Origin of the sequence: Cloacibacillus evryensis DSM 19522 (genome assembly GCF_000585335.1) — a bacterium.
In the GTDB taxonomy this organism is placed as follows: domain Bacteria; phylum Synergistota; class Synergistia; order Synergistales; family Synergistaceae; genus Cloacibacillus; species Cloacibacillus evryensis.
In genome coordinates this window covers 331,125-348,704 of sequence record NZ_KK073872.1, presented here as the reverse complement: position 1 = coordinate 348,704, position 17,580 = coordinate 331,125, and the positions used below count along the sequence as shown (strand labels likewise).

Genomic DNA, 17,580 nt, shown 5'->3' with positions numbered 1-17,580 from the left:
AGCCTGCCGTTCCCGTTCTAAAAGCACCTGGTTTTCCGCAACAGCCTCAATCTAACTCTTAGAGCTTTCTCTAAGTCAAGCCTTTTGCGAAGGAAAGATTTTTCTGTCTACGCCCGTTTTTTCGCCTCTATCGCGGGGAGCGTTATCATCGCGCAGAGGCCTCCCTGCGGACGGTTTTTCAGGACGAGCGAACCTTCGTTGAGCAGCACCATATTACGGGCGATAGACAGGCCAAGGCCGGTACCGCCCGATTCGCGGTTGCGCGAACCTTCTAGGCGGTAATAGGGTTCAAAGACCTTCTCCAACATCGCCTCCGGTATTCCCGGGCCGTCGTCTTCGATCTTGATGACGACATCGCCCCGGTCTTTTTCCACGGAGACGACCGCCCCGCCGGCGTACTTGACCGCGTTGGTCAGGAGGTTCTCGATGCTGCGTTTAAGGCAGGTCGGACGTGCGCGGACAAGCAGCGGCGCATCGTCGTCCGGCATGGCGCCGAGCCGGATATCGCCCTCCTTTGTCTCCATATCGTCGGCGATACTCTCGACAAAGGCGACCACGTCCATCGGCGCGGCCTTCTCCGAGGTGTGGAGGCTCCGCGCTAGCTCAAGCCCCTGTTCTATTATCGAGCGGATCTCTTCGATGTTCGCGGCGAACTTCTCGCGCAGCTCCTCGGGCTCGATCCTGTCCAGCCGCAGCTGGATGCGCGCGAGCGGCGTGCGCAGGTCGTGCCCCATCGCCTCGAGCATGTTGTTTCTTTCATTAAGGTTGTCGCAGATGCGCGCCCTCATTCTGTTAAAGGACTGCGCCGCCTCGCGGATCTCACGGCTGCCGCGCTCGTCGAGCGGGCAGGCCGCCTCCGGGTTGCGCCCGAAGCGGTCCGCCTCCTGCGCGAGGCGTTCTATCGGCTTCGCCGCGCAGCGGATGAGGATGATGACGATAAGGGAAAATATCAGAGATTCAAAGAGGACGAATATCCTCTGCCGCCACACCAGGCGGTTGTCGGTGATCGAAAGCGGCTGCGTCAGCTCCAGCCAGCCGCCGTCGTCCATTGCTATCAGCACCTGCAGCATCGGGAAGATGTACCCGGCGTAATCGGAGGAAGTTGCCTCCGGCGATTCAGGCCAGAGCATCCGGGCGCGGATATCGGGGACATCCGCGCCGGCCGCGCCGATCGCCCCGGCCACGGCGTTTTTCATATTGACGGATTTGTAATAGTCCTCGCTCTGCCATGCGGGCGCGGGAACCATCCTGAAACGAAAAGGCTTGCGCATCACGCCGCGCGAGGAATCAAGTTTTTTGAGATATGCCTCCCGCTGCGGCCCCTCCATCGTGTTCAGCGCCTGATAGACAGAAGAGACATAGTCATGGCCGATACCGAGCACCTCCCTCGCGAGCGAGTGCTGTATCGAGCAGACGGCGTAAAAGTTTATAAACTGGTTCGCGGCGGCTCCCAGGATGAGGACCAGCAGGATAAAACCAAAGAGGGAATCGGGCTTTACCGCCCTCCAGAGAGACTTCATCACAAACTCCCCTTGCGTACGGGGGCGGCCAGCATGTATCCGTCGCCGCGCATCGTCCTGATAAGTCCCGGATTCGCCCCCTTATCCCTCAGCTTGGCGCGGAGGCGGCTCACCTGCGCGTCGATGCTGCGGTCGTAGATATTGAGGCTGCGCTCCGCGAGGTAATCCATGATCATGTCGCGCGTGACGACCTGCTGCGGATGGCTGAGCAGCAGCATCAGCAGGCGGAACTCCGCCGCCGAGAGCGGCACGATGACACCCTCCTCGTCTATGAGATGGCGCGCCATGACGTTGAGCTTCCAGCTGCCGAAGATAAGCGCCGAATCCGCCTCCCCGCTCCCGACCAGCCCCACGCGGCCCGTCTCTCCCGAAAACGACGAACGGCGCAGCAGCGCGCGTATCCGCGCGATGAGCTCGCGTGCGTGGAAGGGCTTGCAGAGGTAATCGTCGCCGCCGATTTCAAGGCCGACGACCTTGTCGGTGGTATCTTTCAGCGCCGTCAGGAAGATTATCGGGACGGCACTGTGCGGCGCGCCCGGGGCGCGGAGCCGCCGGCAGAGAGAAAGGCCGTCTTCACCGGGCATCATGATGTCGAGCAGTATCAGGTCGAAAGCCTCCCGCTCGAGCGCGGCAAAGAGTTCCGCGCCGTTCTTCGCCGCGCGCGAATCATAGCCGTACTCGGAGAGCGTCTCCGCGATCAGCTCGCGCAGTTCACGGTCGTCGTCGACTATCAATATTTTTGCCTGATCAGCGGCCATCGCCCATACCTCCGAAAATCTCTGTTTCTTTAAATGATATTGTAATACTCCGCGCTCCGATAATCCAACTACATAATCTGACAAACTCGCAAGGTTTCGCAAAACAAAGAAACATTACGTCCGCCGCGCGTCATAACCGCGTAAGGTCGGCGCGCTAAAGTATCGTCGTCAGGGAGGCGCGGAGCGCCTTGCCGCAAAAACTACCGTGAAAAAATGGAGGGGATAAGATGTACACTGTTAAACAGACTTCTGAAATTACGGGGATTTCCGGTTATACTCTCAGATTCTACGACAAAGAGGGCCTCTTCCCGCATCTGAACAGAGACGGGCAAAACAGGCGCCTCTTCTCCGATGAGGACCTTCACAACATAGAAACGATACAGGAACTCAGGGAGATGGGTTTTTCGCTCGCGCAGATACGCAGTTACCTGACGGCGGAAGAAGAGGGCGGCATGAAAAGGCGGCGCGAACTGCTGGCCGAGCAGATGGACCGCATCAGGTCGGAGCTCGCGGCGATCACGCGGCGTATGAAAAAACTGCAGCAGGCGGCGGAATATTACCAGGTCGACATAAAGGGGTGGGTGAATGTCATGCCTGCGGACGGGGCCTCCCCTGTGATCTTCGCGGCTTAGAAACATAAAGCCGTACAGGAAATAGGAGAAGTATGAAAAGGACATTGACAATAATCATTCTGCTTTGCGCGGCGATTTTTGCCGGAATATTGATATGGGACGTCTACTGTGCCGAAGCGGCGGGAGCGCGGCCGGAATATCCAGCCTCCGCGCCCGGGGAAAAAACGGCGGCCGGGCGGACAAAATATACGCGAACAATGGCGTATTTAAAAATTTATGACACCTTGACCGCCGTGCGCCGCGCCGCCGCCGGCCGCTTTGAAGGAGGGCCGGCTGTTTTTTCTTTCCCCTAAACGGGCGGAAGATTTTCTTTTATTCTGTTGAGTTATGTGTCCGCCTATTTTTTATTTACATTTCCGCCATGATTTTTCTATATTGATATCGAAACACAAAGGCAGTAATGGCCGCCGACAGGATTTCTGCGACCCAAAATGAATACCATACCAGGTCCACGCCACCCCATCTAAGGAATAGCCACGCGGGAGGGAGCAGTAAGATACATTGATGCAGCAGGGCGTAAATCAGGCTTGGCGTCCCTTTCCCCATACCTTGAAAAAGGCTGCTGCCTACCTGCCCAAAACCAAAGGGAATGAAAACCCAGGAAATAATCCGCAGCGCATGAATGCCGGCCGGCATAAAGTCGGCACCGTTTTTGCCATTGTCAAAAAGCGAGATAAATTGCCCCGTAAACATCTGAAATAGAATCGTTATGATGAACATGATAACGACGCCGGCTAAAATAGTAAGTTTGATAGCGGAAGCAACGCGTTCTCTCTTTTTCGCCCCATAGTTATATCCCATAACAGGGACGACACCTTGCAGCAGGCCGTTAATTGGCATTATTACAAAACACCACAGCTTGTAGAACACCGTAAACACGGCAAGGCCTATCGCCTCGGTCTTGAGGATTTGGTTCATACCGAAGGACATGACTGAAGCGATCCCCATCGCGGCGGCGGCGGGAGCGCCCACCTTGCACATCTTCCAAATATCCTTTGAGGGACATAAATCTTTCAGCCCAAAAGCAACGCTTTTCTTTTTGATGGCGCAAACGACGAATGCGGCGACAGCCGATAATATTTGACCGCCCACGGTTGCGGTCGCCGCGCCGGAAACACCCATAGCAGGAAAGCCGAACCACCCAAAAATCATGATGGGGTCGAATATGACATTGAAAATGCAGCCGATCAGATGAACGCCCATGCTCCATGCGGGCTGCCCCGCGGCTTGCAGCATACGCTGTCCAATAATGGAAAAGAATAGGCCAAAGTTATAAATGCAGCAAATCGAAAGATACTGTACGCCATATCCCATGATCTCGGTGTCATTTGTGCTGATTGAAAAGAACGGCTTCGCGCCGAATAAGCCAAACAACAGCATCAGTACGGAACAGATGATGCCGAGTGTGATTGCGTTTCCTGTCGCCTTTCCGGCGCCTGTCGTATCGTCCGCACCCATGCGCCGCGATACGACAGAGTTCATGCCTACGCCAATCCCATTTGCTGCCGAAATCATAATGATCTGTATGGGATATGCCAGTCCCAAAGCGGTTAACGGGTTGAGGCCAAGCCGCGCCACAAACAAACTGTCGACGACATTGTAGAGCGCTTGAAACAGCATGGTCGCAATGACGGGAACGGACATTTTCGTGATCAATTTCCCCATTGGAAGCGAACCAAAAATATTTTCTTCTTCCATAACGCACCCCTAAGCAAATTATTTTGCGGCGTTCGCTTTCCCATAGCAACAAAAGCCTTGGCCGCAGCCGCCGGGAGAGCGCTTTATTTCACCATGCCACTTTCAGTCAGATCGCTTTTTCAAATCTTTCGGAGCCGGAACATACCAGAGCTGTGCGGCATTAACGACGCATACCGAAATGGGGCCATCCGAACGAACGGCCAAGTTTTCCGGCATCAAGTGTTTGGGGAAATTGCCAGCGGTTGTGATTTTGAGAGGTGAAAAAGCAGTCTATTTTTATTCCTTTCATTTGATAAAAAACACCCCCGTTAACAAGTGGCATCTGCCACTAAAAACAACTATACGCGCATCGCTCGGAAAGTCAATAGCATAGTTGCAGTTGCCACCAAAAATTTTGTATAATGAAAACACATGCGGAATGGGGGCGGAGAAATGCTTTTACCGGATAAGGACATTGTTGCAATTACAAAGATCTATCGGAAGGTCAATTTGTGGAAAAATGAGCAGGCCGCACCGCTTGGCTTAACCGCGGCACAAGTCCCCATCGTCATTCTCGCTTGCAGAAAGAGCGGCATATCGCAAAATGAGATGGTGGATGAACTCGCGCTTGAAAAGAGCGTCGTGGCGAAATCGATCGGCAAGCTCATGGAGGCGGGCTACATCACAAGGAAACAAAACAAAAAGGACAAGAGGGCGTTCGATCTATTCCCTACCGAAAAGGCGCAAGCAATATACCCTATCCTTGTTCAGCAGGGAAAAAACTGTATGGACTTGCTGACAGCAGGATTAAGCGAAGATGAAAAGGCCGCTTTGAGTGACCTGCTTGAAAAGATCGTTCAAAACACCTACACCCAATTTTTATTGACCTCTTAGATCGCGACAGAGGCACGCTGACGCGCCGGCTGATGTGCACAGGCCGGATCTCAGCGGCACGGAGACAGCGCCAGCCGTGCGCCGCCGCGGCTTTCGCGGGGAAAATCTTCATAGGCGCTCTTTCTATTTTATGCCGAGGAACTATTGCGGTTTCACAAGTATTATTTTATAGAGGGGTCCTTCGTCTCCTCTCCCGTCCTTCGCAAAGCCGCTCTTCAAGAGGACTTTTTCGGAGGCGGCGTTTTCCTCTTCCGTCTGCGCGGTCACGCGGCGCACGCCGCTCTGTTCCGCGGCCCATTTTATGACGCCCGTCACGGCCTCCGAGGCATAGCCGTTCCGCCGATAGGCTTCGTCTATTCCGTAACCGATCTCCACGCCGCCCTCCGCGTCGGGCGCGCCCTTGAAGCAGAGCCCGCCAACCCGCGTCCCCGAAGTCAGGCAGATATTCCAATAGGTCCCCCACTCTTCACGTCCCGGCGATCTCCGCACGGCGTCCATCATTTCGCCGTAAGCCTGTTTCATGCCGTCGTCCGGCTCCCCGTCATGCAGAAGGCGGAGTTCTTCTATGCTAAGCGGAACGATGCGAAGCCTCTCCGTCTTGACAATTATCTTCCTCATACGATCACCATTTTCCGGCCAACTTTTTACCCGGCCTAAGTTATTATTTCCTTCACCGCGTAAAGGCCAAGTATCCCCGGTCCGCAAAGGCGTCCGGGTATGTAGGCGGGCGACAGAGGGACCGACGCGCGGCGCGGCGGCGGAATCCGCAAAACCGAATAGGGCGCCCCAAAACTGATCCGCGGCCAGCGGCGCTAAGTACGAGGCAAAGAGCGACGCTCTATTCGGCGGCCTCCGTCTCAAATGTTTCGGCGACCTTTTTGAGGCATTCGACTATCTTTATGTGCTGCGGGCAGGCCCGTTCGCATTGGCCGCACTCCACGCACTCGGAGGCTTTGCGGCGCGTCTTTGTGATGTTGGCGTAATAGACCCCCTGCGTGGAAATGGAGAAGACCGCCGCATTCGACTGTTTCTCGGCGTTATAGAGCGCGAAATATTCCGGTATCGGAATACCCATCGGGCAGCCCTCGACGCAGTAACGGCAGGCGGTGCACTGGATCGCGTTGGCGTCGGAAATGATCTTCTTCGCGCCGTCAAGGATCTCTTTCTCCTCCGCCGAAAGCGGCTTGAAATCTTCCATATAGCCAACGTTGTCAAGAAGCTGTTCCATATCTGACATGCCGCTGAGCACGACCATGACGCCGTCGAGGCTCGCCGCAAAGCGCACCGCCCACGAGGCGGCCGACATTTCGGGGGCATATTTCCTGAATAGCTCTTTCACGCTGCCCGGCACTTCGGCAAGCGCGCCGCCCTTTACCGGCTCCATCACGACGACGGGCTTTCCGTGCCGCCGCGCCGTTTCATAGCATCTGCGCGACTGGATGCTCTCGTTGTCCCAGTCGAGATAGTTGAGCTGAAGCTGGACAAATTCCGCCTCCGGGTGTTCTGTAAGCACGCGGTCGAGCAGTTCGGCGTCGTCGTGATATGAGAAACCTATATGCTTTATCAGCCCCCGCTCCTTCATCTTCGCGATGAAACCGAAGCTGTCGAACTCTTTCATTTTTTCATAAGTGTGAACGTTGACATTGTGCAGGAGGTAGTAGTCAAAATAGCCGACGCCGCATTTTTCCAGCTGTTCGTCAAAAATCCGTTCCTGATCGCCCTCTATTTCAAGGAACATCAGCGGCAGCTTCGTCGCCACCGTGAAAGCCCCGCGCGGGTGGCGCTCCGTCAGCACCTCGCGCAGCGCCGCCTCGCTGGCATGGTCATGATACATATAGGCGGTGTCGAAATAGGTGAAACCCCTTTCAAGGAAGATATCCACCATCTTCTTCAGCATCTCTTTATCGATGCTCTTAGGGTCGTCCTTATCGGTCATCGGCAGGCGCATGAATCCGAATCCAAGCTTTTTCATATCTCTTCCATTCCCTCCATCAGGAAATTATTTAGACAATACCGCCGGCAGGCCTTACTTCAATATGCCCGTCTCTTTGAGCCAGTTCTCCACATCTCTTTGCGCGTTTTTCACTCCACCGCCGCGGATCGCCGTCGGGGAAAGTATCTCCGACTTCGGACACAGTTTTTTCAGATCGCCGCCGCTGCGCCCGACGCCGCTTCCCTCGTGCGTCACGACCTGCGCGATCTTCTTGCCGGAGAGGTCGTTAGCCTCAAGCAGCGTCATCATCGCCGTAGGCATCGTCCCCCACCAGTTAGGATGGCAGATGATGACCGTATCATAGGAACCAAGGTTCGGCAGCTTCGAAACCTTTAACGCGGGGCGCGCGTTTGAATTGAGCTCGTTCTTCGCCTGCTCCGTGGTCGCTCGGTATTCCTTCGGATAGGACTTCACCGTCTGCGCCTCAAACAGATCGCCGCCGGTCAGCTCTTTTATCTGATTCGCCACCACACGAGTGTTGCCTCCCCATGAAAAATAGACGATCAGCGGCTTTTTGCCCGCAAGCGCGGGAGCCGCCTCGCCATGAACCGCCCAGCCGAAGAGCGCCGCCATCGCCAGTATCGTCATTACCAATGCCTTCATCAAAAAAATCCTCCTAAACATTATAGTATAAAACACATTTTCTTTGTTAGACAGGATATCACTTAGAGCTGACTCCAAGTCAAACGCCTGATTTCGAGCGCCGGGAAAAACGCACGGTCCCGGCTGCCGGCAAGAGCCGCTATACTCTGTACGCCGACCTGAGGACGATCCGGCCGGGGCTAAACATGCGAAAACGCCCCCGTCTGACAGAGGGCGTCTTCGCGTACCGCCGGCGGAAAGGAGAACCGGCTCCGGGCTGTCTTTATTTATAAGAGGCCGCGTATATCGCCACGCAGTCCTCTATGCTGAGCGGCTCCCTGTCGCACTGGAAGAGGAAGCCCATCGTATCTATCGCGTTCTTCGCAAGGGTCTCAAAATCCTCGGGCTTGATGCCGTAGTCGGACATCTTGAGCTCCGCCGCGCCGCACTCCTCCTGCAGCTTTGTCAGCACCCTGATGAAATCCATCGGCTCGCTGGCATCCGCCATCCCCATCGCTTTCGCCATGCGGATGAAACGCTCGTCGCAGACATGACGCTCGATAAAGTGCGTGTAATAGGCCCGGCTTATCATGATCAGCCCCGCGCCGTGCGGCAGCTCCTGATGATAGGCGGACATCGCGTGTTCCAGAGAATGCTCGCTCGCGCAGCTGCCGACGCACATCACGAAGCCCGAGGCGTAATTTCCAAAGGCGACATGCTCGCGCGCCTCAATATCCCCGCCGTCGCGCACCGCGCGCGCGAGATAGCGGCTCACATTCTCGATCGCCGCGAGCGCGAACATATCGCTCATGAGGTTCGCCGTTCCCGCGATATAGGCCTCCACGCTGTGGAAGAGCGCGTCAAAACCCTGATACGCGGTAAACTTGGGCGGCACGGAGACCATCAGCTCGGGATCGACGACGGCAAGCACGGGAAAGAGATTTTCGTCGAGGATCGCGCTCTTTTCATGCATCTCCTCGTTCGTGATGACGCCGCCCGGGTCCGTCTCGGAGCCGGTGCCGGCCGTCGTCGTGATCGCTACGATCGGCAGCGGCCGGTTTGCGAGCGGGCGTCCCTTGCCGCTGCCCGAATGGATATAATCCCATAGGTCGCCGTCGTTGACCGCCATCGCGGCAATACCCTTCGAAGCGTCCATCGGGCTGCCGCCGCCAAGCGCAACGATAAAATCACAGCCGTTTTCGCGCGCCGCGGCGGCTCCCGCCATCACGGTAGAACGCAGCGGGTTCGGCTCCACCCTGTCAAACAGCGCCCACGTCATGCCCGCGAGTCTAAGTTCGTTTTCCACCCTCGCGAGATAGCCGTTGGCCTTAGTCGATTTTCCCTTGGAAATCACGATCAGCGCCTTTTTGCCCGGCATCCTCTGCTCGTGCAGCTTGTTCAGCATCCCGGCTCCAAAGAGCGTCTTTGTCGGTACATACATCGTAAAACTCATTTTTTATATCCTCCGTTTTTTAAGAAAATCGTCTGTTTGTTCCTTACGCTTCATAGATTAAGGCTTGGAGTCAACTCTAAGTCAAGCGACGATGAAGAAATCTTTTAGGAGGAAATTACCGTCTCGGCGCGGCAGGCAGACGCAGCGTCCCAGCCTGTCATTAAATTGCTTTGTATTACCGCCGGATAATGAAAAGAGGCTGGTCATTAACCAGCCTCGTGAGGGTTTGTTAAGTAATGGTGCCGAAAGCAGAGAGCCAAAACGCCGCTCTTGCGTTTTGTGCGAATCGCTTTGTCTTGCCGCCGGATAATAAAAAGAGGCTGGTCATTAACCAGCCTCGTGAGGGTTTGTTAAGTAATGGTGCCGAAAGCAGAGAGCCAAAACGCTGCTCTTGCGTTTTGTGCGAATCGCTTTGTATTACCGCCGGATAATGAAAAGAGGCTGGTTAAAAACCAGCCTCATGAGGGTATTTAAGTAAATGGTGCCGGATAGGCAGGGAGCCGGCATCTTTGATGCCGTGCGAGGTCGCCTAGTCTGTACGTCAGGGAAATAAAAAGAGGCTGGTACGTAACCAGCCTCGTGAGGGTTTGTTAAGTAATGGTGCCGGAAAAGCAGAGAGCCAAAACGCCGCTCTTGCGTTTTGTGCGAATCGCTTTGTATTACCGCCGGATAATAAAAAGAGGCTGGTCATTAACCAGCCTCGTGAGGGTTTGTTAAGTAATGGTGCCGGAGACGAGAATTGAACTCGTACGGGTTGCCCCACACGCCCCTCAAACGTGCGTGTCTACCATTTCCACCACCCCGGCGCTCAACGTAGGGAAGTATATAAAAAAATCACTGATTAGTCAAGCCTTTTCGCGAAGATTCGTCGTTTTATTTTCGTATGTTATAATGGCGTGATAATCACAATGAAAGGAAGTTTTTATCATTAACTCTGCAGTTTCAAAAGAAGAACAGCACAGGCGCATGGGGAGCGAGCCGATACCCAGGCTTATCCTGAGTTTCGCGCTGCCGGCCATAATCGGCATGATCGCCGGCGCCATATATAATATCGTGGACCGCATATTTGTCGGACGTTATGTCGGCTCTGTCGGGCTTGCCGCGATAACGGTGAGTTTTCCCATGATGATGATGCTGATGGCCTTCACGCTGCTTATCTGCGTCGGCGGCGCGTCGAGAGTATCGATCCTCTTCGGCGCCAACCGGCGGCGTCCAGCCGAACAGGCGCTCACCACCACGTTCGTCCTGCTCGCGATCGTCGGCGCGGCCTCTATCGCGGCAAGTTTCTTCGCGGTGGACGCCATGCTGCGCCTCTCCGGCGCCTCCGGCGAGGTGCTCGAAATGGCGCGCCCCTATCTGCGCATCATCCTGCTCGGAGCGCCCCTGGGCCTTTTCGGTTTCGGCGCCAATTTTCTCGTGCGCGCGAGCGGGAATCCCCGCTTCGCCATGTGCACTCAGATCGTGGGCGCGGTCAGCAATGTCATCCTCGACGCCTTTTTCATCATAACTCTCGACATGGGCGTCGCGGGGGCGGCCTACGGCACCGTGCTCGCGCAGGCGGTCTCCGCGGTATTCGGCCTCTCTTTCTTCTGGCGGAGGGAAGCCCCCCTGCGCATCCGCGCGCACTTCATCGGCCTGCCCCGCTGGGATGTCTTTAAGAGGATATGCGCGGTCGGCAGCGCTCCCTTCTTTATGGAGCTTTCTTTCGTCTGCTATATGACGCTGATGAACCAGCTTATCATAAAATACGGCGGCGACGCCGGGCTTTCGGCGATGGGGATATTTCTCAGCCTTGACTCCCTGCTCTTCCTGCCGGCGATGGCCATCGGGGAGGCCTCGCAGCCGATCATCGGGTATAACTACGGCGCCGGTATGCCTAAGCGCGTCATAAAAGCGATATACTGCGCCCTCGGCATGGCCGTCGGGTTTTATGTTATCAGCTTCACCCTCGCTGAAATTTTCGCGGGGCCGATGATGCGGCTCTTCACGAACGACGAGGCGCTGCTTGCGATCGGCGTGCCGGGAATGCGCGTCGGGTATATAGGGCTTCCGTTCATGGGAGTGACGATCGTCACCAATTCGGCGCTCCAGGGGCTGGGAAAGGGTTTCGCCTCGCTCGCTCTCTCCTTCTGCCGCCACGTGCTCTGCATGTTCATCCCGCTGATAATGCTGCCGCGCATCTTCGGGCTGCTCGGCGTCTGGATGTCGTTCCCATGCGGAGATGTCGGCGGATGCGTCATCTCCCTGGGTTTCCTTGTCTGGACGATACGCTGGCTCAAGAGCCCCGCGGCTCTGGCGGTGAAGTGACCGGCATCTGCCTATCGCATACCGGAAGCTATATGACGACGATTTCCTCGGGCGAGGCGGATAACTGTTCCGCCTCGCCCTCTGTCGACAGATACGAAAGGCGGGAGGTGATCTTAGTGCCGTCCGGCAGGGCGGCGGATGGAGGCTGAAACGCATACCCGGCCTGCGCCACATATCTTCAGTTGCGTATGAATCAACGCCATAACGTATGATACATACGCTTATTTGTGTTGCTTCTTTTATTGAGACTGTTTAATGTCTATTACATGGCTAAATCATTTGCGGAATTGCTGCGGGAATATCGGGGAGACAGGTCACAGGCTAAAGTATCAGAGATTTTGGATATCTCTGCCACATACTATAGCGAGTTGGAACGCGGCAAAAAAGAACCGTCCTACCGTATTTTATCGCAAGTCGTGGAACGTTCCGGCAAGGGACTGGCATTCTGGCTGGGCGGCGAGGGACGCTCCGCGCCCGGCGAGGCTCCGCGCCTTTCTTCGGATGGGATCGCGGACGAAGAGAGGCGGTATCTGACGGTACCAGAGATAACGATGATGCTCGGGAGAGTCTGGCACGGCATAGACAATTTACCGCCGTTGTCAGTGGCAGACCGGGGCATCATCGCCGATATGCTGGAAGCCTGCCTGAGATCCTTGAATAAAGCGGATAGATAAAGCTTTTGATTTTTAACAATAGAAAGACGGGGAGACTGCCGCAAAATACGGAAAAAGCCTCCCCGTCCGTCATTTTCCGCGGCGCATGATCCGCGTTATGGAGCGGCGGCCGCGCCTGGTTTTAAGCTAGTCGCTTCCGACCACCGGCGTCATTATCCTTCTCGCCGGAGTGCCTACGTAGGTGCCGCCAGGGCCGAGTTTTTTGACGACAGAGCTGCCCATGCCTACCGTCACGTCATCAAGGATCGTCGTATACGGGCGCACCATCGAACCGAGTCCGAGGAAGACGCCGCTGCCCAGCATCACGCTGTCGGCGATCGCGCTCTTCGGCGCCATTTGGCAGAAGTCGCCGATCTTGCTGTCATGGCCGATGAAGCAGCCGGAGTTGATGATGCACTGCTTCCCGATCTCCGCGTCGGATTCGATTATGCACCCGGCAAAGACGACCGTCCCCTCGCCGATGCGCACCGAACTGTGGACGATTCCCTGCGGATGAACGAACACCGGCCAGCAGACCTCTTTGAATCTTTCCCTTATCGTGCGGCGCGCGGTATTCGAGCCGATCGCGATGACAGCCATCGTCTCAGGCGTATCCGGCATCTCCGAGACCGCTCCTATGATGGGAAGACACCAGAGCGTCCTTCCCCACAGCTCCGGGTTATCGTCGTAGATCCCCGCGCACTCCACGCCGCAGGCCTCAAGCGTCGAGAGCACGACCTTTGCGTGGTCTCCGGCACCGATAAGAAATACTTTCTCCTTCTTCTCCATCATTACCACCCTTTCTGTCCATTTATATATATATTTACGATATATTTATTGTATCCTAATTCGTTATAAAGTAAAATAAAAACTGCGGAATCCGGTCATATCATGATATAATGAATGTATTATACTGGACTTGAGTTTCCACTATTCTTTGCGGGTCCATCGGAGGGGTTTTTTTGCGTCGACTTATTGTAAAACTTATACTGCGTCTCTTCTTCAGGGTGAAGGTGAAGGGCTGGGAAAATTGGGAAAACGCCGGAGAAGGGGTCCTCATCGCGCCGAACTACGTGTCGTTTATCGACCCGCTGATCCTGGCGGCCTTTCTGCCGGAAAAGGTCCCTTTCGCCATCGAGCGGCGGCTGACGAAGAAACGCTTCGCCAGATTTTTCCTGCCGATCGCGGACACGCATATACTGGACGCGGACGCGCCGCTCACGCTTAAATATTTCCTCAGCCTGCTGAAAAACGGGGGGCGGTGTGTCATCTTCCCCGAGCTGCAGCCCACAATCATCGGCAATCCCATGAAGGTCTCGCAAGGAGTCGCGATGATCGCCGACCATACCGACGCGAAGATATTGCCGATACATATCAAGGGCACGGAACGCACGCCCTTTTCGCGCATCCAGCACAAACGCGGGGTGCGTTTCTTTTCCGAGGTGACGATAACCGTCTTCCCCGTCCAGAATCTCAACATCCCCGAGGGGCTGACGGGCTCGAAGCGCAACGCCGCCGCCGGGCGGGCGCTGGAGCGCATCATGGACGAGGCGTCGCTCTCCGCGCGCAGGAAGCAGAAACCCTTCTGGGACATCCTTCTTGACGCGCGCAGGGAATTCGGCGGCAACGTGCGCATTTTCAGCGACGCCGGCGCCAAACCGGTAACCTATAACGGCTTTATCACGCGCATCCTTCTTATCGAAGAGGCGCTGCGCGAACAAAACCTAGAGGGGGACAACATCGGCGTATTGCTGCCGACGTCGCTCGGCGGCGTCATTGCGATGTACGCGCTGCAGAAGATGGACAAGGTGCCGGCGATGCTGAACTTCTCGCTCGGGCCGCGTTCGCTCGTCAACTGCTGCCGCTCCGCCTGCGTAAAGACGGTCGTTTCGTCGCGCAAGTTCATCGAGCTCGGCAAGCTGGAGGCCCTTTCAAACGCCATCGAGGAGGCCGGCATCCGCATCTTCTGGCTTGAGGACGTGGCTCCGCTGATCACGACCGGCAAAAAACTCTCCGCCGCCCTGCGCACGCCCTTCCTGCGTTCAGACCCGGTGACGCCGGGGGCCGCGGAGAAACCCGCCGTGATCCTCTTCACATCCGGCTCGGAGGGCGCGCCGAAGGGCGTCGTCCTCAGCTATAAAAACCTTAACACGAACCACGCGCAGATGTTCACGCGCGTCGATTTCTACCGTTCGGACCGCGTCCTCAACGCGATGCCGATCTTCCATTCGTTCGGGCTCTGCGGCGTCTTTATGCCCGTCTCGCTCGGTTTCTTCGTCTACCTCTATCCGTCGCCGCTTCATTATAAGACGATCGCCACCATCTGCTACGACGAGCGCATAACGCTGCTATTCGCGACGGATACCTTCCTTGCCGGCTACGCGAAGGCCGCGAGCGACAACTACGACTTCGCGACGATGCGCCTCCTCGTGCAGGGCGGCGAAAAACTCAAACCGTCCACACAGCAGACCTGGTTCGAGCGCTTCAACACCCGCATAACCGAGGGCTACGGCGTCACGGAGGCCGCCCCGGTCGTCTCCAACAATTATTACGCGCACCACAAGACGGGCACGGTCGGAACGATCGTCGCGGGGCTTGAATACCGCCTTGAACCGGTCGACGGCGTTCATGACGGCGGCCGCCTGTGGCTTAAAGGCGACAACATCATGCTCGGCTATCTGCGCATTTCCAATCCCGGAGTATTGGAGCCGCCGAAGGATGGCTGGTATGACACCGGAGACATCGTCCATATAGACGACGAGGGCTACGTGACGATCCTCGGCCGCGCGAAGCGCTTCGCGAAGATAGGCGGGGAGATGATCTCGCTCGCCGCCGTCGAAGAGGCGATGTTCGAGATATGGCCCGAGGATCAGCACGCCGTCACGATGATGCACGGCGCGAACCGCGAGACGCTGACGGCTGTGACGACGAGGGCCGATATGAAACGGGACGAACTGCGCCAGAGGCTGTCAGAGCTCGGGATGGCGGAGATCGCGATCCCCAAAAAGCTTCTTTATATGGAGACCATACCGCTTCTCGGCAACGGCAAGACGAGCTATGTCGAACTTGACGAAATGCTGAAGAACATGAGTTCCGATGAGTAGCGTATCTCTGATCAAGCAGGACGGCGAGCCCAGGACGGTCTCGAACATACGCGGAGGCGACGGGGAGGCCAGGATCTTCGCCTCTCCGCTTCCCGCGCGGGGACCGCTGACGCTCGCCTCCCGCATCGAGCTCGCGCCGGGGGCAAGCATCGGGCCGCACCGCCACGACAGCGACGAAGAGGTCTACGCGATCCTCTCGGGAGAGGGCGTTTACATTTATGACGGCGGCGAATGCCCCGCGCTCCCGGGAGATATTTTTACGACCAAAAAAGGGATGTCTCACGCTTTAAAAAACCGCGGCGGCGAACCGCTCGTCTTTTTTGCGGTGGTCGCGGAATAGGAATGCTTTTATTAACCTAAATTTGATTTACACCTCATAAAATATTTATCATTCTCTTATCGTACCGGCAAACGGCATCGTCTGCCGGGATTTTTTTGTCAAAATGCAAGAGATCCGCTCTCAAAATATTGACACATTCGTTAAACGGTACTATCATTACGCTTCATAAAATATCTGTACTGGAGGAACTTTTGAAATGATGAAGAAATTGGCTTTGGTATTATCTTTCGCACTGGCGGCGACGGCGCTCTTTGCCGCCTCCGGATTTGCCGCGACGACGATCAAAATCGGGCACGTCCTCAACACCGACCACTCATGGCACAAAAATCTTGCCGGATTTGCCAACGACGTCAAGAAAGAAACTGAGGGACGCGTCACGATCCAGCTTTATCCCAGCGGGCAGCTTGGCAACGAGAAGGACATGGTCGAGGGGCTCACCTTCGGGACGGTCGACGGCGGCCTTATCGGCGGCGGCTCGTTCCAGTCGATAGACCCGAAGTTCGGCATCGAGGCCCTGCCCTACGCCTGGCCGACACACGAGGCCGCCTATAAGGCATTTGACGGCAAGCTCGGAAAGTACCTCTTCGACCTTTTGGGCAAAAAGGGCATCGTCGGCCTCGCCTGGTGGGAGAACGGCTTCCGCCACATCACCAACAACAAAAAGCCCGTCGTGAAGCCCGAAGACCTCAAGGGACTCAAGCTCCGCGTGACGCCCGACAAGATGCGCCTCGACACCTTCAAGCTCCTCGGCGCCGCCCCGATGGCGATAAACTTCGGCGAGCTCTACTCGGCGCTGCAGCAGGGAGTAGTAGACGGCCAGGAGAACCCATACGCGATAATCTACTCGAACGCCTTCAACGAGGTGCAGAAATATCTCTCCAAGTCGGGACATATATGGGGTTCGGCCGTGCTTTGCGTAAACAGCGACGTCTGGAACAAGCTCTCCGCCAAGGATAAAGAGACGGTCAGGAAGCTCGCGCAGAAGTGGTGCGCGGCGCAGCGCAAAGAGACTATAAAGGAAGAGAACGAGTTCCTTGACAAGCTCAAGGCCAAGGGCATGAAGGTCAACGACGTTGACAAGGCCGCCTTCCAGAAGGCCGTCCAGCCCGTGTGGAAGAGCTACGAAAGCACCTTCGGCAAAGAGCTGATGGATATGGTGCACGAATACGGGAAATAGACCGATGCCTCAAAAAAACAACGACTTTCTCAAGAGGGCGTACCGCCCTCTTGAGCTTTTGCTCATATCAGGCGTGATCACCGTCTTTGCGGTGGTGCTGCTGGAAGTGGTCTCGCGCTATATCTTCCGCCAGTCCATCGCCTGGGGCGCGGAGGTCTGCCAAACGATCCTGGTCTGGATGACCTTCCTCGGCGCGGCGGTCGCGCTTGTCGGCGGTGAGCATATGGAGATCAACGTCGTCATGGACAGGGTCAACAGCCCCTTGATGAAAAAACTGCTCCTGCTTGCGGGCGACCTGGCCATACTTTTGTTCCTCGCCTGCGGCACCGCGGGCGGCGTCAGGCTCGTACAGAAGACCTGGGGCATGACGACGACGACTCTGCAGATCCCCGCCGGGATACTCTATCTGGCCTTTCCGATCGGCTGCGCGCTGATGGCCGCCGTCGTTCTGCGCAACATCGTCCGGCTCTTCGGCAGGGAGGCGTAAGAT

16 protein-coding genes and 1 tRNA gene are annotated in these 17,580 nt (G+C 56.2%); 8 read left to right on the top strand and 9 right to left on the bottom strand.

The window, feature by feature from the left end; genetic code table 11:
* Positions 1-107: 107 nt before the first annotated feature.
* Together CLOEV_RS15625 and CLOEV_RS01450 are read right to left on the bottom strand one after the other, a co-directional pair.
* Positions 108-1,520: an ATP-binding protein gene (locus CLOEV_RS15625; protein WP_008708948.1), complete on the bottom strand. Its 1,413-nt coding sequence runs from the start codon at positions 1,518-1,520 to the stop codon at positions 108-110.
* Complete coding sequence (locus CLOEV_RS01450) at positions 1,520-2,278, bottom strand: response regulator (protein ID WP_034441463.1); 759 nt, start codon at positions 2,276-2,278, stop codon at positions 1,520-1,522. Before CLOEV_RS01450 ends, CLOEV_RS15625 begins: the two co-directional genes overlap by 1 nt.
* A gap of 227 nt (positions 2,279-2,505) precedes the next feature.
* On the opposite strand from CLOEV_RS01450, the gene CLOEV_RS01445 reads away from it, so the two are divergent.
* Positions 2,506-2,910, top strand: a complete 405-nt coding sequence (locus CLOEV_RS01445) for a MerR family transcriptional regulator (RefSeq protein ID WP_051484802.1) — start codon at positions 2,506-2,508, stop codon at positions 2,908-2,910.
* 348 nt (positions 2,911-3,258) lie between these two features.
* On the opposite strand, the gene CLOEV_RS01435 is transcribed toward CLOEV_RS01445, so the two are convergent.
* A complete protein-coding gene (locus tag CLOEV_RS01435) occupies positions 3,259-4,608 on the bottom strand; it encodes an MATE family efflux transporter (RefSeq protein WP_034441460.1) in 1,350 nt (449 codons plus the stop codon).
* A 432-nt stretch (positions 4,609-5,040) separates the two neighbouring features.
* Between CLOEV_RS01435 and CLOEV_RS01430 the strand changes: the two genes are divergently transcribed.
* On the top strand, positions 5,041-5,481 hold the full coding sequence (locus tag CLOEV_RS01430) for a MarR family winged helix-turn-helix transcriptional regulator (protein ID WP_034441459.1): 441 nt from the start codon (positions 5,041-5,043) through the stop codon (positions 5,479-5,481).
* 141 nt (positions 5,482-5,622) lie between these two features.
* Here the strand turns inward: CLOEV_RS01430 and CLOEV_RS01425 are convergent, their stop codons facing one another.
* The 5 genes from CLOEV_RS01425 to CLOEV_RS01405 form a co-directional block, all read right to left on the bottom strand.
* Positions 5,623-6,099, bottom strand: a complete 477-nt coding sequence (locus tag CLOEV_RS01425) for a GNAT family N-acetyltransferase (protein ID WP_034441458.1) — start codon at positions 6,097-6,099, stop codon at positions 5,623-5,625.
* 220 nt (positions 6,100-6,319) lie between these two features.
* Positions 6,320-7,453 (bottom strand): aldo/keto reductase, encoded by a 1,134-nt coding sequence (locus CLOEV_RS01420; protein ID WP_034441456.1) that lies wholly within the window; start codon positions 7,451-7,453, stop codon positions 6,320-6,322.
* Positions 7,454-7,507: 54 nt separating this feature from the next.
* Positions 7,508-8,077, bottom strand: a complete 570-nt coding sequence (locus CLOEV_RS01415; protein WP_008708937.1) for a flavodoxin — start codon at positions 8,075-8,077, stop codon at positions 7,508-7,510.
* Positions 8,078-8,339: 262 nt separating this feature from the next.
* Positions 8,340-9,509, bottom strand: coding sequence for an iron-containing alcohol dehydrogenase (locus CLOEV_RS01410; RefSeq protein WP_034441455.1), 1,170 nt, complete (start codon positions 9,507-9,509; stop codon positions 8,340-8,342).
* Positions 9,510-10,230: 721 nt separating this feature from the next.
* Positions 10,231-10,315 (bottom strand) — tRNA-Leu (locus tag CLOEV_RS01405).
* 160 nt (positions 10,316-10,475) lie between these two features.
* Between CLOEV_RS01405 and CLOEV_RS01400 the strand changes: the two genes are divergently transcribed.
* Complete coding sequence (locus CLOEV_RS01400) at positions 10,476-11,816, top strand: MATE family efflux transporter (RefSeq protein WP_008708934.1); 1,341 nt, start codon at positions 10,476-10,478, stop codon at positions 11,814-11,816.
* Positions 11,817-12,082: 266 nt separating this feature from the next.
* Positions 12,083-12,490, top strand: coding sequence for a helix-turn-helix domain-containing protein (locus tag CLOEV_RS01395; protein WP_008708932.1), 408 nt, complete (start codon positions 12,083-12,085; stop codon positions 12,488-12,490).
* Positions 12,491-12,616: 126 nt separating this feature from the next.
* Here CLOEV_RS01395 and CLOEV_RS01390 read toward each other — a convergent pair whose 3' ends face one another.
* Entirely contained in the window at positions 12,617-13,261 is a 645-nt protein-coding gene (locus CLOEV_RS01390; protein WP_050805838.1) for an acetyltransferase, read from the bottom strand.
* A 170-nt stretch (positions 13,262-13,431) separates the two neighbouring features.
* Between CLOEV_RS01390 and CLOEV_RS01385 the strand changes: the two genes are divergently transcribed.
* The 4 genes from CLOEV_RS01385 to CLOEV_RS01370 all read left to right on the top strand — a co-directional run bounded on the left by CLOEV_RS01385 (position 13,432) and on the right by CLOEV_RS01370 (position 17,577).
* Positions 13,432-15,573, top strand: coding sequence for an AMP-binding protein (locus tag CLOEV_RS01385; protein ID WP_008708929.1), 2,142 nt, complete (start codon positions 13,432-13,434; stop codon positions 15,571-15,573).
* The gene (locus tag CLOEV_RS01380; RefSeq protein WP_034441450.1) at positions 15,566-15,913 is read left to right on the top strand and encodes a cupin domain-containing protein; all 348 of its coding nucleotides are present in this window, start codon (positions 15,566-15,568) and stop codon (positions 15,911-15,913) included. The genes CLOEV_RS01385 and CLOEV_RS01380 overlap by 8 nt, the downstream gene beginning before the upstream one ends.
* Before the next feature lie 196 nt (positions 15,914-16,109).
* Positions 16,110-17,090, top strand: a complete 981-nt coding sequence (locus CLOEV_RS01375) for a TRAP transporter substrate-binding protein (RefSeq protein WP_008708923.1) — start codon at positions 16,110-16,112, stop codon at positions 17,088-17,090.
* 4 nt (positions 17,091-17,094) lie between these two features.
* On the top strand, positions 17,095-17,577 hold the full coding sequence (locus CLOEV_RS01370; RefSeq protein WP_034441447.1) for a TRAP transporter small permease: 483 nt from the start codon (positions 17,095-17,097) through the stop codon (positions 17,575-17,577).
* The last annotated feature ends 3 nt before the right edge of the window (positions 17,578-17,580 follow it).

Bases quoted from the DNA above. Each gene is read 5' to 3' on its own strand.
- CLOEV_RS01415 (WP_008708937.1), bottom strand. From the start codon at position 8,077: ATGAAGGCATTGGTAATGACGATACTGGCGATGGCGGCGCTCTTCGGC.
- CLOEV_RS01450 (WP_034441463.1), bottom strand. From the start codon at position 2,278: ATGGCCGCTGATCAGGCAAAAATATTGATAGTCGACGACGACCGTGAA.
- CLOEV_RS01370 (WP_034441447.1), top strand. From the start codon at position 17,095: ATGCCTCAAAAAAACAACGACTTTCTCAAGAGGGCGTACCGCCCTCTT.
- CLOEV_RS01390 (WP_050805838.1), bottom strand. From the start codon at position 13,261: ATGATGGAGAAGAAGGAGAAAGTATTTCTTATCGGTGCCGGAGACCAC.
- CLOEV_RS01435 (WP_034441460.1), bottom strand. From the start codon at position 4,608: ATGGAAGAAGAAAATATTTTTGGTTCGCTTCCAATGGGGAAATTGATC.
- CLOEV_RS01425 (WP_034441458.1), bottom strand. From the start codon at position 6,099: ATGAGGAAGATAATTGTCAAGACGGAGAGGCTTCGCATCGTTCCGCTT.
- CLOEV_RS01400 (WP_008708934.1), top strand. From the start codon at position 10,476: ATGGGGAGCGAGCCGATACCCAGGCTTATCCTGAGTTTCGCGCTGCCG.
- CLOEV_RS01395 (WP_008708932.1), top strand. From the start codon at position 12,083: ATGGCTAAATCATTTGCGGAATTGCTGCGGGAATATCGGGGAGACAGG.
- CLOEV_RS15625 (WP_008708948.1), bottom strand. From the start codon at position 1,520: ATGAAGTCTCTCTGGAGGGCGGTAAAGCCCGATTCCCTCTTTGGTTTT.
- CLOEV_RS01375 (WP_008708923.1), top strand. From the start codon at position 16,110: ATGATGAAGAAATTGGCTTTGGTATTATCTTTCGCACTGGCGGCGACG.
- CLOEV_RS01380 (WP_034441450.1), top strand. From the start codon at position 15,566: ATGAGTAGCGTATCTCTGATCAAGCAGGACGGCGAGCCCAGGACGGTC.
- CLOEV_RS01430 (WP_034441459.1), top strand. From the start codon at position 5,041: ATGCTTTTACCGGATAAGGACATTGTTGCAATTACAAAGATCTATCGG.
- CLOEV_RS01420 (WP_034441456.1), bottom strand. From the start codon at position 7,453: ATGAAAAAGCTTGGATTCGGATTCATGCGCCTGCCGATGACCGATAAG.
- CLOEV_RS01445 (WP_051484802.1), top strand. From the start codon at position 2,506: ATGTACACTGTTAAACAGACTTCTGAAATTACGGGGATTTCCGGTTAT.
- CLOEV_RS01410 (WP_034441455.1), bottom strand. From the start codon at position 9,509: ATGAGTTTTACGATGTATGTACCGACAAAGACGCTCTTTGGAGCCGGG.